Annotated in this window: 13 protein-coding genes and 1 other annotated feature; of the genes, 5 read left to right on the forward strand and 8 right to left on the reverse strand. The window is 36.5% G+C overall.

Annotated features, from left to right (window positions below; genetic code table 11):
* Window positions 1–2 precede the first annotated feature (2 nt).
* A complete protein-coding gene (locus tag NYE73_RS01625; RefSeq protein ID WP_255601754.1) occupies window positions 3–962 on the forward strand; it encodes a methyl-accepting chemotaxis protein in 960 nt (319 codons plus the stop codon).
* Between the two features lie 96 nt (window positions 963–1,058).
* On the opposite strand, the gene NYE73_RS01630 is transcribed toward NYE73_RS01625, so the two are convergent.
* Together NYE73_RS01630 and NYE73_RS01635 are read right to left on the reverse strand one after the other, a co-directional pair.
* A complete protein-coding gene (locus NYE73_RS01630; protein WP_259951211.1) occupies window positions 1,059–2,555 on the reverse strand; it encodes an alanine/glycine:cation symporter family protein in 1,497 nt (498 codons plus the stop codon).
* A gap of 100 nt (window positions 2,556–2,655) precedes the next feature.
* Window positions 2,656–4,260 carry a M20/M25/M40 family metallo-hydrolase gene (locus NYE73_RS01635; RefSeq protein WP_340815014.1) on the reverse strand — a complete coding sequence of 535 codons (1,605 nt, stop codon included), beginning with the start codon at window positions 4,258–4,260 and terminating at the stop codon, window positions 2,656–2,658.
* A 436-nt stretch (window positions 4,261–4,696) separates the two neighbouring features.
* On the opposite strand from NYE73_RS01635, the gene NYE73_RS01640 reads away from it, so the two are divergent.
* Window positions 4,697–5,425 carry an IclR family transcriptional regulator gene (locus tag NYE73_RS01640; RefSeq protein WP_259949191.1) on the forward strand — a complete coding sequence of 243 codons (729 nt, stop codon included), beginning with the start codon at window positions 4,697–4,699 and terminating at the stop codon, window positions 5,423–5,425.
* Window positions 5,426–5,505: 80 nt separating this feature from the next.
* On the opposite strand, the gene NYE73_RS01645 is transcribed toward NYE73_RS01640, so the two are convergent.
* The gene (locus NYE73_RS01645; RefSeq protein ID WP_048393177.1) at window positions 5,506–6,750 is read right to left on the reverse strand and encodes an MFS transporter; all 1,245 of its coding nucleotides are present in this window, start codon (window positions 6,748–6,750) and stop codon (window positions 5,506–5,508) included.
* 66 nt (window positions 6,751–6,816) lie between these two features.
* Window positions 6,817–7,081 (reverse strand) — a binding site (T-box leader).
* Window positions 7,082–7,133: 52 nt separating this feature from the next.
* Entirely contained in the window at window positions 7,134–7,757 is a 624-nt protein-coding gene (locus NYE73_RS01650) for a hypothetical protein (protein WP_259949198.1), read from the reverse strand.
* Between the two features lie 64 nt (window positions 7,758–7,821).
* Here NYE73_RS01650 and NYE73_RS01655 point away from each other — a divergent pair, with 64 nt between their 5' ends.
* On the forward strand, window positions 7,822–8,790 hold the full coding sequence (locus NYE73_RS01655; RefSeq protein ID WP_103117341.1) for a quinone oxidoreductase family protein: 969 nt from the start codon (window positions 7,822–7,824) through the stop codon (window positions 8,788–8,790).
* Window positions 8,791–8,837: 47 nt separating this feature from the next.
* Here the strand turns inward: NYE73_RS01655 and NYE73_RS01660 are convergent, their stop codons facing one another.
* Both NYE73_RS01660 and pdxR read right to left on the reverse strand, forming a co-directional pair.
* Entirely contained in the window at window positions 8,838–9,644 is an 807-nt protein-coding gene (locus NYE73_RS01660; protein WP_259949201.1) for an EcsC family protein, read from the reverse strand.
* Between the two features lie 105 nt (window positions 9,645–9,749).
* A complete protein-coding gene (gene pdxR / locus NYE73_RS01665; protein WP_048393185.1) occupies window positions 9,750–11,111 on the reverse strand; it encodes a MocR-like pyridoxine biosynthesis transcription factor PdxR in 1,362 nt (453 codons plus the stop codon).
* A 98-nt stretch (window positions 11,112–11,209) separates the two neighbouring features.
* On the opposite strand from pdxR, the gene NYE73_RS01670 reads away from it, so the two are divergent.
* Both NYE73_RS01670 and ldmS read left to right on the forward strand, forming a co-directional pair.
* Window positions 11,210–11,797 carry a GNAT family N-acetyltransferase gene (locus NYE73_RS01670; RefSeq protein ID WP_066038404.1) on the forward strand — a complete coding sequence of 196 codons (588 nt, stop codon included), beginning with the start codon at window positions 11,210–11,212 and terminating at the stop codon, window positions 11,795–11,797.
* A 115-nt stretch (window positions 11,798–11,912) separates the two neighbouring features.
* Window positions 11,913–13,085 carry an L-aspartate--L-methionine ligase LdmS gene (gene ldmS / locus NYE73_RS01675; protein ID WP_066038405.1) on the forward strand — a complete coding sequence of 391 codons (1,173 nt, stop codon included), beginning with the start codon at window positions 11,913–11,915 and terminating at the stop codon, window positions 13,083–13,085.
* Here the strand turns inward: ldmS and NYE73_RS01680 are convergent.
* Entirely contained in the window at window positions 13,082–13,789 is a 708-nt protein-coding gene (locus NYE73_RS01680; protein ID WP_048393188.1) for an ABC transporter permease, read from the reverse strand. The two genes, ldmS and NYE73_RS01680, sit on opposite strands and share 4 nt — an antisense overlap.
* Window positions 13,786–14,634, reverse strand: a complete 849-nt coding sequence (locus tag NYE73_RS01685; RefSeq protein WP_259949204.1) for an ABC transporter ATP-binding protein — start codon at window positions 14,632–14,634, stop codon at window positions 13,786–13,788. The genes NYE73_RS01680 and NYE73_RS01685 overlap by 4 nt, the downstream gene beginning before the upstream one ends.
* Window positions 14,635–14,755 lie beyond the last annotated feature (121 nt).

Raw genomic sequence — 14,755 nt, forward strand, 5'->3', positions numbered from 1 at the left:
TGATGGCTGTGTTAACAATGTTTCAATCAAAAAAAGTAGATATAGAGCAATTTAAGGCTAAAATTGATGAACTGAATGCAAAGCTGGATAAGAAAGATCATGAATTTCAAATTTTTTTAAATGAGTTACATAAGGAAATCATTGAAACTATTGAACAACATAACAAGGTAAATGACCAGCATACTATTTTAGGAGAAATGGTCGCAAATATTGTAGGAGAGTTTAATAAAGTGGAGGATAGCACAATTCAATCCAATAAAATTTCTGAAAATGCCCTAGATAAAGGCGATTTATTAATCTCTTCCTCGGATCAAATGATGACATTATCGGTTGAAAGTAAGCAGGCTGTTCAGGAGGTAGAGCATTTGATTGATGCGTTAGGAGAGCAGTCTCAAAAAACATCTTTAAGCATGAGTAATTTAAGTGAGCGCTCAAAGCAAATAGCGGAAATTGTTAATGTTATTGGAGAAATATCAAATCAAACCAATTTACTAGCTTTGAATGCATCTATTGAGGCAGCAAGAGCAGGGGAGCATGGTAAAGGCTTTTCGGTTGTTGCCGAGGAAGTTCGCAAATTAGCTGAAAATACGAAAACAAGCACAGAAGATATTGCTAATTTAACAAAGAAAATAGAAGAACAAATTGGACTTGCTTACGAGGATAATAAAAATAATATGCAGCTAGTAACGGAAGGCATTGATAAAAGTGCTAAAACATCAGTAAAAATTGATCAATTGCTGCATATTATGACAAATGTTCAAACGGGAATAAATGAGCTATTAGCTTCAATTAAAGAGCAGAAGCTATCAAACGAAGACGTTATGCATAAATTTAATAGGACGACAGCCTTATTTGATGAAACAAATCGCGTTCTAACAAGCCATATTGATGAATCAGAAATGGTAACAAAAAAATTATTAGAGGCAGTTGATCAAGTAAAGCATTTCCCAACTGAAAGATAGATAATCTAACTTGAATTCTATGGAAATCTAAAAAGGAAGAACCCTGCATAGCGGCAACTTTTCAACTTCTTAGTGACTACTACAGGGTTCATTTAATTATTTCAAGTCGCCAACTTTTTCTTTTAATGCGGCTAATTGATCTGGATAGTTTTTTTCAGTGATTTCATTCCACAATTCTGCATCTTTAATTCCACATCTTTCGGGAATAAAGACTGGGTCAAGACCCAACTTCTTTTGCTCTTCATAATCTCTTAATGTAGCTATACCTGGCTTTGTTAATAAAATAATAGCAATTAGGTTTAACCATGCAAGTGTACCTACACCGATATCAGCAAGATTCCAAGCAGTTGATGAGGAACGAATTGTTCCAAAAAAGATTGAGATAACTAGTAGTACTTTTACGACAATAGCAATAGTAGCAAAGTTTTTATTGTTTCTAAATAAGTAAGCAACATTACTTTCCGTGTATACCCCAAAAGCAAGCATAGTAGTTATTGCAAAGAAAAATACAGCGACAGCCACAAAAGGACTTCCTAAACCAGGAATGAATGAGTTAATTGCTTCTTGTGCGAATGCCGTACCTGCTTCAACTCCTGGTAGATTCTCAACTAAAAATCCCCCATTAGGATGGGCAATATTGTAACTGCCTGTGGAGATGATCATAATGGCTGTAGCTGTACAAACAAGTAGTGTATCTACATAGACCGAGAATGCTTGGACAAGCCCTTGTTTAGCAGGATGAGATACTTCTGCGGTACCAGCTGCCTGTGCCCCAGTACCTTGACCTGCTTCATTTGAATAAGCCCCTCTTTTTACTCCCCACATAATTGCATTTCCAAAAACAGCACCAAATGCAGCATTTAAATTAAAGGCAGAGCTGAAAATTAAAGCAAATATTGCAGGTACTTCTTTTATATTGATCAATAAAATAATGAATGCAAGAAGTATGTAAGCAGTTGCCATAAACGGTACAGCATATTCAGCAACTTTTCCAACCCTTTTAATACCACCGAAAATAGCAAATCCAAATATTGCAGAAACAATAATACCTGTAATTATTGGTGAAATCCCGAAGGCATTTTTTGTTGAATCAGCAATATTAAAGGCTTGAACACCTGAACCAGTGAAACCAGTTGCTATAATTGTAGCGATAGCAAATAATATAGCAAATGGCTTATTTTTTAACCCTTTCTCAATATAGTATGCTGGCCCTCCACGATACTCTCCTGCGATTTCTTGTTTCCAAACCTGGGCTAACGAGGACTCAATATAGGCAGCACCAGCTCCTAAAAAGGCTATGACCCACATCCAAAAGATAGCCCCTGGTCCTCCAAAATAAATTGCAGTAGCTACACCAGCTATATTCCCAATTCCGACACGTCCACCCAATGCCATTGCAAAGCTTTGAAAAGATGAAACGCCATTTGCCGAAGTTTTTCTATTAAATAATTGTTTAATCATATCTTTGAAGAGACGCAGCTGTGGAAACCTCATAATAAGCGAAAAGTAAACGCCAGCTCCTAAGCAAAGATAAACTAATGCGTTACTCCAGATAATCCCTGCTATTTTACCTGTTAAAGCGGCAAAATCCATATAACAACCTCTTTCTATTTTGTACTGTGTCATCTTAGATTATTAGGTAACAATTTAAATGAGAGGATATGAAAGCTATTTTGAATGAAGTTTCTTTTATTTAAAATAAACTTTTAATCAATGTATCAATCATAATAGGCATCTCTTTAAACGCACTATCCACATGCAATCGCTCTGTTTTTTGATGGGCATCCTTACCAAATGGACCGACATTTAAGACAGGACCTTGTAATGCCGCCATCTCTTTGAATGGAATATGATACGTATCGCCCCATACAGGTGTGTTCCGTTCAAATGCTAGCCACTCATTGGATGCATCTGAATAATTGACATAGCTTAAATCACAAATTCCGTTAAAGTAGTGGATCTGCTCCACCTCAATATCAAATGTTTGAGCTGTTTGCTTCATTAATTCAATCGACTGTTTCACTAATGGATGGTTGGATGAATTAATGGCTGGATAGTAAGGCGGTGCATATAACAGAACTGTGGCAGGTGCTAATTCCTGACAGCGAATCATGAGCTGATCCACAATACGAATGGATTTTTCACGATCATCCCATGCACGATGCTGCTGAACCTGGTGCTTAATCGCTTGTACTTCCTCAGCTCCTAACTTATGGATCGCATGCTCCAATAATGCCTCGTAGCGTAAGACCTTTACCTTGCCCACACCCTGAACATTTTCGCGTGTACAAATGTCCTGATAGTGCGCATTGCAAGCAGCCATTGCCTGTAACGCAACTTCCTCAAAAATAGCCATCACCTCAGCCGCTGTACGTTTTAACAAAAAGACATTGTAAAGTGCCGCCGCACGGTATGGTGTTTGTGTAGAATACTCCATTTTTAAATCTTTTAATTGTAGAGAGACGGGTAGTGGTGTGCTTTCGCCTAAATCTGTTTCACGGAAAAGGGGATTCCACTCCATATGCTGTGTCATATAGGAAGCGATAAAGGGAGCCGTCATCCCTTTTAATGGCTCACCAACATGTGTCTCTTTTCCGTAGAACAAAGCAGCAGGCATGATTTTACCAATTGTACCTGAATAAATATATTCATTCGTATCCGAAGGCCCTTGTGAAAACGATGGCTCACTATTTAAAAATAATTTATAGGTTAAGCCATGCTGTTCCCGCAGTCTCACCAGTTCCACAACAGCCGCTCTCATACCAGCAGAGTTGACTTCCTCATCAGGAACCGTTGTTAAAATTAAATTAATCGGCCATTGCTCAAAGCTTGCCTTTTCAATCAACTGCATGTGTAAGGCAAGACCCATTTTCATATCCATTGTGCCGCGTCCAAATAAATAATTCCCAGACGCCAAATCAATGCGAGCTGCCTCTGGTAAATCTTTTAGGTATTTAGGTTCCATTAGCTTTTTCGTTAGTTCTTCTGGAGAAAAGGCTAACGGCTCTAGTTCACCATATTCCTCCGTATGCACGGTATCAAAGTGACTGATTAACACAACGGTTTCAGTTGCGGTTGGGTGCTTATAGAAGGCTGTCACTGCATTTCTGCCAAGTCCTGCATCATGTAATTCAATCAAGTCTGGGTGCTTTTCAAAATATGGAAGCGTTAACAATTTATCTTTTAGTCGAAAGGCAAATTTATTTTCACCCTCCGTTAATGTACGGCTTTCCCAGCTCACAAGTTCACATAATAGGGCACGTAGTTTTTCGGGTGTATCCCACATAAAAGTATTCATGATTTTTTCTCCTTTTATAGAAAAGTTTTTTATTTTCAAGATGATATAAATAGATAATTAGTAGAGAAATACATATTTTTACCGTTATATATTTTTCACTATATGAAATTAAATCTACATGGTGGAATATAAATTCATCGTAAATGCAAAACAACAAATTGTCAATTTGAATTTTTGTGAATACTCGTAATTTTCTGCGCTAATTGAGTGGAACTATGTATATATTTCATGTAGCATCTATTTATATGCATAAAAATTAGTTAAAATAAAATGAAACTACATTTAAAAGCAGGGCTACATGTAAAAAATTGAAGGTACATAAAAATTTGATAATTTGCATGAATTTTAATTTCATAATGATCCTAGTAAAAGCTAAATGGATCTATAAAAACCTTAAGATAGTGATTATATGGGGAAATGAAAGGGAGTAATTGTAATGATTCAATCAATCGAAAGAGCAATGTTAGTTATAAATATACTGGCGAAGCATCCGAAGCGTTTTTTTACTGTGCAAGAAATTTTTAATGAAACAGACTTGCCTACTAGCACAATTTACAGATTATTATATACATTAGAGAGTTTTGATTTAGTAGAGAGAAATGAGAATAAAAAAGAATTTCGATTGGGGTATACATGGCTGCAACTAGGCATGAAAATGTATCATGAGACGGATATTAGAGAAAAAGCGCATCCTCTATTAGAAAACCTTGCATATGATGTTCGAGAAACAATCTATTTAAGTATTGCTAAACAGTTTGCATCCATTATTATTGATCGAATTGATAGTCCTAAAAATGTCCGTATTATTGATATGATTGGTGAAAAAATTCCATATCCTATAGGAGCTCCAAATAAAGTATTACTTGCGTTTTCTAAAAGCGATGTACAGCAACAATTTTTCCAACAACTTGAGGAGCCTGAGAAAGAAAAATTGATAGAGAGCCTCAATGATGTAAGAGAAAAAGGCTTTGCCATAAGCGTTGGAGAAAAAACAAAGGGGACAGTATCCATAGCAGCACCTATATTTGATTCAAATAAACAAATAATTGCAGCCATTAGTGCAGAGTGCTTTGAATATGATACAGATGCTGAAAAATTAGAAAGTATAACACAGGAAGTCATTAAAACTGCACAGCAGCTATCCTTTGAATTAGGATATATATAAGATTGCTTATTACGATAAAAACCATCTGATGTCAGTAATTAGTAGACATTAGATGGTTAATTTTTATATGAAAAGTGAGATTACTGTTGCTTGCTACTTATCAACCTTTTATAATAGTGGCTTTTCGAAGGTTTTATATTTAGCCATAGTAGAATGACAGCTACAAATGCCATCATAAAGGATGCACTAATGACAACTGAGCGTATAGTAATCCATTCAGCGAAAATCCCAAAAATAGTAGTAAAAATAATAATAAAAAGTGCTTCAAAAAATCCATAAATACTTCCTATACGACCCATGCTCTCAGAGGGAATATTATTTTGATAAAATGTATAAAATCCTGTATTCGCAAAGGCAGTTGCAAAGGATAATACAAAGCAACCTATAGCAGCTATAAGAAAGGAAAAGGATGAGGTAAATATTAAATAGCCCAGTGCTGTTACGAGAGACCCCATACCTATTAACCAAGAAGTTGGTATTTTTTCAACAATAACAGAGTTGGTTAGCGAGCCAAATAAAACACCTACCCCTGCGATACTGACTAAAATCCCATATTCTCCTTCGGATAAAGCTAATATCTGTGTTGCAAAGGCAGCCTCCAAAGAATCAGTAGCTGTCATCAAGATGATGATAGCACTAAACAACAAATAGACTACCATAACATAGGAATTTTTTAAGCTAAAGCGTATGACCATTTGCCAATCCAGAAGCAATACTCGAAAAAGGGATGCTTTTTCTGTACGATTAATAAATTTTTCAAGGGCTTCAATGTTCGGCATTTTGAACGTTATACAGGCTGATAGAAATAAAGCAATCGCGTTTAAATATATGGCCATATAGGGTGTTCCGACTGTGAACAAGAAACCTGCGATTGCTGGTCCAGTTAGAAATGCACCAGAGTCGAGTAAGCTGCGTAATGCATTAAAACGTTTCCTTTGTTCGACAGGAATTAACTTAGTGATATAAGTCATAGATGTCGGCTGATACATAGAGCTAGCTACTGTAATGAGAAAAACAAGGACATACATCCACAAGAGGCTAGAAAAGCAGGGGAGTATGACAATGAGTATAGATTGAACCAAATTTAGAAAAATCATTAGCTTTTTCTTATTAAAACGATCGATTAGGCTTCCTGACCAAAAATTAGTGAACAAGGAAGAGATCGCTCTTACAATATACAATCCAGAGACAGCCAGAGCAGATTCTGTGAGGTTTAACACAATTAAATTTAAGGCGATAAAATAAATCCATTCGCCAACACTTGAAACACCAATACTACATAATAGGATGGCAGGATAACGCCAGCTTTCTAAAGCTTTTCTCATATAAATTCCTCCTTAAGCAAAGTGACGATTTGCAAAATAAAAAACCCCACCTCCAAGACGATTAGTCTTAGGGACGAGGTTGTAGAATTTATATACTCACGTGGTGCCACCCTAGTTCACTATTATGTCACCATAATAGCCTTTTCAGTACGGCATAGAGCCTATGCTTATACTGTAACTCTATAACGGGAGTTCCCGTCGCACCATCATTCAAACAAAATCCAATGCGCTACTCCGAGGCTTGTTTCAATAATTCGTTCTTACTCGTTTTCAGCAATCCGAGCTCTCTGGGAAGAACAGCCTTATTTACTCTTCTCTTCAATGTATTTTTGCTAGTGTAGCATATGTACACGATTTTGGTAAATAGTACTATAAAAATATTACTAATTATTTTGTAGGAAGATTTTTAATTGTGTTATCAGCGATTGGCAGTGCTGTATGGATAAAACAGCATTCAAAGGAATTTCAAGTGAATGATTAAGGTCCTCAAAAACAGCAAGCTGAAGGGTAGCAAGTTGCGCTAGCTTCTCCTGTGAATAATGAGGGTCCGCTGTACCAATTGCTAAAAATGCATGTTTGTCTAATAGATTTGTCATTGTATGTTGAAGAGAAAGTAATGGGGTGAAAAGTACATAACGAGCAGGAATAGAAGGAGTCTGCTGCATATAATAATCGACAATAGGCATAGTACCTAAAGATTTTCCTAGATAAACGACTTCTCTATAAGGCTTTGATTGCAAGCTATTTTCTACAATAGGGTTGGCAACACGATAGACCATTTTTGATATGGCTTGGGAGTCCTGTTCGAATTGCTGTTGCTCAAATGTATAATTGATTTGGACGACATCATAGCCAAGTTCTAACAGTAATGCCGTAGAATAATAAAGTATAGGTTTATCATAGGTATAGCCCGTGCCAGAGAGCATAAAACATATCTTATCGCTTGTTCCATCAAAAAAATTGTAGGATATACCATTGTACATGGCGTGCTTAGGTTTGATTTTCATGAATATTCCTCCATCATTTCTATATATAGTATATAATTTTACCATAGCAAGGAGGGAGAAATTTATGAAGGCTATTATTATCAATGAATTTGGTACATCGGATGTTTTAACTTTTATTGATTGTCCAAAACCGACTATTTCTGAGGGTGAAGTCTTAATAAGGACAACCCATACAAGCGTAAATTTTGCAGATATTAAAAATCGCACAGGTAATAAAGCTAAAGCAAATTTTCCGATGGTTCTTGGTTTAGATGTTGCAGGGGTAATTGAAGAAGTTTTTAATGATAGCAGTGGTTTTCAAAAGGGTGACCAAGTTATCGCATTCCCGAAAAACGGTGCTTATGCAGAATTTGTAGTAGCAAAGGAACAACTAGTTTTTAAAATTCCTAGTGGGGTACCAATCGAGAAGGTAGCAGCTGTACCGACAGTTTTATTTTTATCATATATGTTAACACATCAAATAGCGGCCATTGGTCAGCAGGATGCCGTCTTAATTCATGCTGCTTCTGGTGGGGTAGGGACAATGCTTGTCCAAATGGCCAAAAGGCTCGGAGCTAAACAGATTATAGGTACGGTGAGTAATTTAGAAAAAGCCCCAATTGTTTATCAGCTTGGTGCGGATCATGTACTTACATATGATCAATTTAGTACAAATGTCAATGAACTTACAAAGGGTCAGGGTGTTGATATTGTGTACGATTCTATTGCAGGAGCTATCACCGAGGAGAGTTTAACTTGTTTAGCGCCTTATGGCACGCTTGTCCAATTCGGGAATAGTGGAGGAAGAGCAGGAAATATAAAAACAGCAGATTTACACAATAGCTGCCGCAATATAAAAGGATTTAGCTTAGGTACGACAAGAGCTTTGAAGCCAGAACTGTTACAACAGGTGGCGCAGGATATTTTCTCTTTAGTAAACGAAGACAGTTTTCAGGTGCCAATTGCTAAAATATTTGCCTTAGAGGAAATGAAAAAGGCTCATGAATTTATGGAAAGTCGTCAGCACCAAGGAAAAATACTTATTAAAATATAAAGCACAAAAAAGATGACACCCATATTTGGAGTGTCATCTTTTGTCGATCAACAATCTAGTTCAGTAAGTTTTTCATAAATACGTCTTTTACGATAAAGCATAATACCAGTTTCGGCTACATCCTGAATCATGCCTTTATTAGCATAGGCTCCAAAAACCATCCCTGCGATAGGGATCATTTGAAACAGCTTTTTCCAGCCTAGCTGATCACGGTATGTGTAAAATACCTCCTGCCATCCTTGAAGCTGAGAAATCATGTTATCTGAAGCCTTTTTTGAGCTATTTATAGTAGAAAGCTCCTGTAAGATTGCTTCTTTACCAACAATATCAGCAGAGGTAAATTGTAGACATTTTACAATAAAAATACGTTCCATTTTATCGTTCGGATCATAGCCATGAATAATTGCTATTTCTTGCAAAGTTTTTAGTGCAGTCCCTAAAATCATTGGAATATCAATAGCTAAAGTAAAGATGCCTCCAAAGCCAGTAGAGGCTCCTTGTACAGTAGCAAATTTCACACGTTCATTTTGTAATTTGTCACTGAGGGAGATCATGTCCTCTAAAGGAACCTGACCAATATCAGATATAGTTATAATATGCTGAGTGGAAGAATGGTCACGAATTTTTTGTATCATGGCTTGTTCATTGATTAAATACTTTCCACCGGACTGAATATAATTGCCTAGTTCATCTACCAATAAAGCAATTTTATTTTGGAGAAAGGCAGGTGTCACTTTATCTAATAATTTAAATGGTATTCTCCCTAATTTCTCCCAAAACCATAAATCTTTTTGATCTTTTTCCCACACTTGAATCTCTTGTAAATGCTGCTCTAATAACTCTCGATTCTCCATTATTGTCTTATCCCCTTATGTGTCCATTTAACTTTAAATACGAAAAAAACTATATAAAGTTTCGCTTTATTTAAATGAGATTTCGACAAACTAATGAATCACATGCTATTGCCAAACGGACGCAAGGAGTGCAATTCCTTCATTTATTTGCTGAAGTGTCAGTCCACCATACCCTATAATGATCATGGTTTCATTTGTTCCATTCTGATAGGAGGTAGAGCATGGATAGACTTGAACCCCTACCTCTTGAGCAAGCTGGATCGCTCTACTCTCGGTGAGATGTTGTGGTAGCTTGATGACTATATGAAGTCCGGATTTTTCACCGATTACTTGAAATTCATTTGAAAAATGTGAAGAGATGGCGGTCAATAATGCTTGTTGTTTTTTACGATAGATTGTTCGCATTTTTGCCAAATGCTTATCGAATAGACCTTGTGCAAGAAAGTCTGCTAAGACAAGTTGGTCTACTTTGGAGACAACCGATTTTTGCTCAGAATGAAAAGTCATAAACGGCACTACTAAAGACTTTGGAAGGATCATATAACTAATGCGTAAGGATGGAAGCAATGTTTTTGAAAATGTTCCGAAATAAATGACACGCTGAAGCTGATCCATTTTTGCTAAAGACGGGATTGGTAGCCCCTTATAACGAAATTCGGAATCATAATCATCTTCAATAATAAGCCCCGCGTTCGAGTTAGCCCATTGTAACAATGCCACTCTTCTTTCTATGGTCATAATCATGCCTAATGGAAATTGATGAGCAGGTGTTGTGTATAACATGTGAATTGGTGTTGCAGGGAGTGTAACCCCTGAATAGTCCACAGGAATCGCCTCTGTGGACAATCCACATTGCTGTAAAACGGCACGCACTCTTTTAAATCCTGGCTCCTCTAACCCAACGCGTATCGCAGACCCAAGAAAATGACAAAGAGCCTGAAGCTGGCTTTGTGTACCACTGTATATAAATACCTGTGAAGCATCACAGCTAACCCCACGAGAACGCTCTACATAGCGGGCAATCTCTGTGCGTAAAGTTGTCTCTCCCTCCCAAGGGCTTGTTGATAAGTTGTTACTATTAAAATGCTTTTTTATAAGCTTGTGCCAAGCAGCATAGGGAAAAGCCTCGTTATCCACATGTCCATTTGTAAAATCAAATTGTATATTGTTAGGGATATTGTTACTTGGAACAGATACATGCCGGGGTACTTGCTGTAGCCAATCAAATTCAAAGGGCGCAATAAAATAACCAGAACGCTCTTTACTATAAATATAGCCTTCTGCAAGTAACTGCTCATAGGCTTCCTTTATGGTGTGTACACTCACATTCAATGTTAGGGCGAGAGCTCGTTTAGAAGGCAGTTGTTCATGAGCAAGTAATTTTTTAGTAATAATCTTATGCTTTATTTCTTCATAGATTTGAATGTATTTCGCTAGATTGCCTGTAAATATAATGGAGAGCTCCAGATAATTTCCTCCTCCTCTGGTATGGTTGATTTTTTAGTAATTGGTTATATATATCATATCAATTTTACCGTTAAATAAGTAAAAAGGAGTGAAGTGTAATGGAATTTATAACATTAGAAAATGAAGTGGTTAAACTAAAGCCTTTAGAATTGAGCGATTTACCAGGAATTTTAGAGACAGGAAGTTATCCAGAAATTTGGTCACATATGTCCACAACCATAGAAAAAAAGGAAGATGTGAATAAATTTGTGGAAAACGCATTAAAGGCAAAAAACGAAAAAACAGAATTTCCATTTGTGATTGTGGATAAACAATCAGGGGACATTATCGGGTCTACACGTTTTATGGATATTGATGACAAGCATCAGCGATTAGAAATTGGCTATACATGGCTAACACCCGCATACTGGCGTACAGCTATTAATACTAATTGTAAGTATTTGCTATTACGATACTCTTTTGAGCATCTTCATTTACAACGTGTACAAATAAAAACGGATCATGAAAATATTCGTTCTCAACAGGCAATTGAGCGAATTGGTGCTACAAAAGAGGGAATATTGCGTAACCATATGATTCGCAAAGATGGGACAACTAGGCATACCGTTATGTATAGCATTACAATAGAAGAATGGCCACAGGTGAAAAAGCATTTAGAAAGTCTACTAGTGCAATTGGGATGTTAATAGGTATAAAAAGGGATTTATATAACCCGTAAAACCCTTTTTTCTTATAAAAAGTGTCAAAAAATAAAGGGGAGGGTAGAGTAGAGTACCGAAAAATTGAAAGAGGGTAATCTACTTGAAACCTAAATACACGTTAAGACAAATTTATGGTGATAATGCTGTGTATACACCAAGAACACCGTATAGCGATAATCCGTGGATGATGGATGATCCTCATAAGCTAGATGCTTTAACCTCAAGAGAAGTTGCTATTGCTGATATCCCCGTGCTAGTACACCGAGCAACACAAACAGAAAAGGCGCAAGAGCTTCATCAATTAGCAGGATTACCATGGGTAGAACAGCCTTATAGCTATGAGACTCAAGAGGAATATCTGGCACAGATCCAAACTTGGTGTAAGGAAGGGAAGACCATTGTATGTCAATATATACACGACCTGGAGCATATGGATCGTCAATGTTATTGGATGGATGCGGAGAAATTTAATGAGTTGAATACAAAAGCTTATATTGATCATTTAATCGATAGTAAATATGTGCCAAGTCGTCTAAATGTGGAGACGTATAGACTTTCAGATGCCATTAAAAATTGGCAGCCCCCTGTAGTATTAAAGCCTGGTGATGATTCGCCAACCTCGGGAGGATATGGCGTTACCATTTGTCATAATAAAGATGAATTGACGGAAGGTTTACGACAATTTCGCATGACAGGAACTGAAAGTATAATTATTGAGGAGCTTTTACAGACAAAGGACAACTATAGCTGTCAATTTGTTTACTCAGAGGAGCTAGGGATTCAATACTTAGGAGCTTCCCAGCAAATTACGGATGATAACGGCATTTACGAAGGGAATATCATTGTAGATAAAGTACCCGAAAAAGTAATTGAAGTAGGAAAGCATATTATGGAACGTGGCGTTGAGGAAGGCTTTGTAGGTGTGGCAGGCTTTGATTTAATTGTCACGGAAGCTGGTGATGTTCAAGCAATAGACTTAAATTTCCGCCAAAATGGTTCAACCTCAATGCTGATGTTTCATGATGCTTTAGGAAAGCCCATCAATAAATTTAGCTCCTATTCAGCACAAAGCCCACAACAGAATGATCATTTCTATCAAACAATTAAGAAATATATAGAAAAGGGTATGTTATTTCCTTTATCTTTCTATGATGGTGATTATTTTGAGGAGTCCGTCCCTTCAAGATTTGTCGGTGTATGGTATGCAGATACGTTAGAGGAAATTGAAAAACGGGAGAAGGAATTATTACCTGAAGAAAAGAATGGTCTTTAATCGACCATTCTTTTTTTATAGATAATTGCTGCGAAAATCCAAGAAAGAAGAGACCATACAATTATCGTAATCATAGGAATAAGAACATCTGCCATAGAATACTTACCTTCTAACGCCTCTGCTAAAAGTAATAACTGTGAGCTTGGTAGCCATTCAGCTAATTTTAAGATTGGGTATGCCGAAGATAGAGCTAAGGCCAGAGGACCAAATGAGAAGATAACCATTACAGGCAACACAATAATAGATGCTTCCATAATAGATTTAGCAAATAAACCACATATTGTACCTAGAGCAATATAAAACACAGCAGAAAGCAATAATGCAATTGCTAAGATAAAAAGGTTTGCAGGTTCGTAGCCAACTAGAAAAATAGCCATTGTTACAGATACAATTGTAACAATTAGAACAAACAGGCTTTTACCAATTAAAATATCTCCAAGTGAGGCAGGGGAGAGCATAAGACTGCGAAGAGTGTTTTTTTCCTTTTCTTCTGCAATTAAACTACATTGTACGTAAGTAGTCACTATGGAAAATGTCATGTTAATTGGTAGAAAATACATGCTAATAGTATTTGCACCTAATTGATTATATAAAAACGCCATTATAAGTGGTAGTAATACCATAGTTGATACGGCATAGTTACGTGAGAATTCCTTATAATCCTTCATCAATATAGCTTGAATACGTGTCATTGAAATATTCATACTAAATCACTCCCTGTTATTTGCATAAAAATGTCACCTAGTGTTGGCTCGTTTGTATAGATACGTGTAACTTGATCGGATTGCATCCATTGAAATAACTTCTCTGCATCTTGAGAACCATTTTCTATAATTTCCTGTTCACCATTTTTAAGCTCTACTGTAATAGTGTCAGAGCCAAATTCTTTTTTTAGATCTTTTGGAGCGCCGATTGCTCGGATTTTCCCTTTATGCAGGAAAGCAACACGATCACAAAGTATTTCTGCTTCGCTCATATCGTGTGTTGTTAAAAAAATTGTTGTACCCATAGCATTTAATTTTCGTAAGCCATTATATATATGTTGTGTATTTACTGGGTCCAAAGCAGAAGTAGGCTCATCTAAAAATAATAATTCGGGCTTGTGCATAATTGCACGAGCAAGTGTAACACGTTGAATCATTCCTTTGGAAAGCTGACTGATCTTTTTCTTACGTTCTGCATATAAATTGACAAAGTCCAAAGCTTCTTTTACAGCAGATGGAGATAGCTGATATAAATTACTATAAAGTATTAAATTTTCTTCAATTGATAGTCTCGTATACAAGCCACTATTATCTGTTAAAATACCAAAACGTTTACGATTTTGACTTTGCTTCATTTCAGATGCATGCTGCCCAAATAATAGAACATTACCAGCCGATTTATCTGTTTGTGCGGTTAATATTTTAATTGTAGTAGTTTTACCAGAACCACTTGGGCCAAGAAAGCCGAATATTTCCCCTTTTTTAATGGTAAAGGAAACATCCTGTAATGCTGTTTCATTATGAAAAATTTTTTTCAAATGTTGCACATCAATCACTGCGTTCATGTGTAACCTCCTGTTTGTTGTTGATGTCTACACTATAAACAACAAGGGTAAGGCTCACAGTAAAAATCATGTGAATGGCAGAAAAAGGACCTTTAATGGAATTTTATTAAAGGTGACAGGA

This window comes from Lysinibacillus sp. FSL K6-0102 (assembly GCF_038003545.1).
Lineage (GTDB): Bacteria > Bacillota > Bacilli > Bacillales_A > Planococcaceae > Lysinibacillus > Lysinibacillus capsici.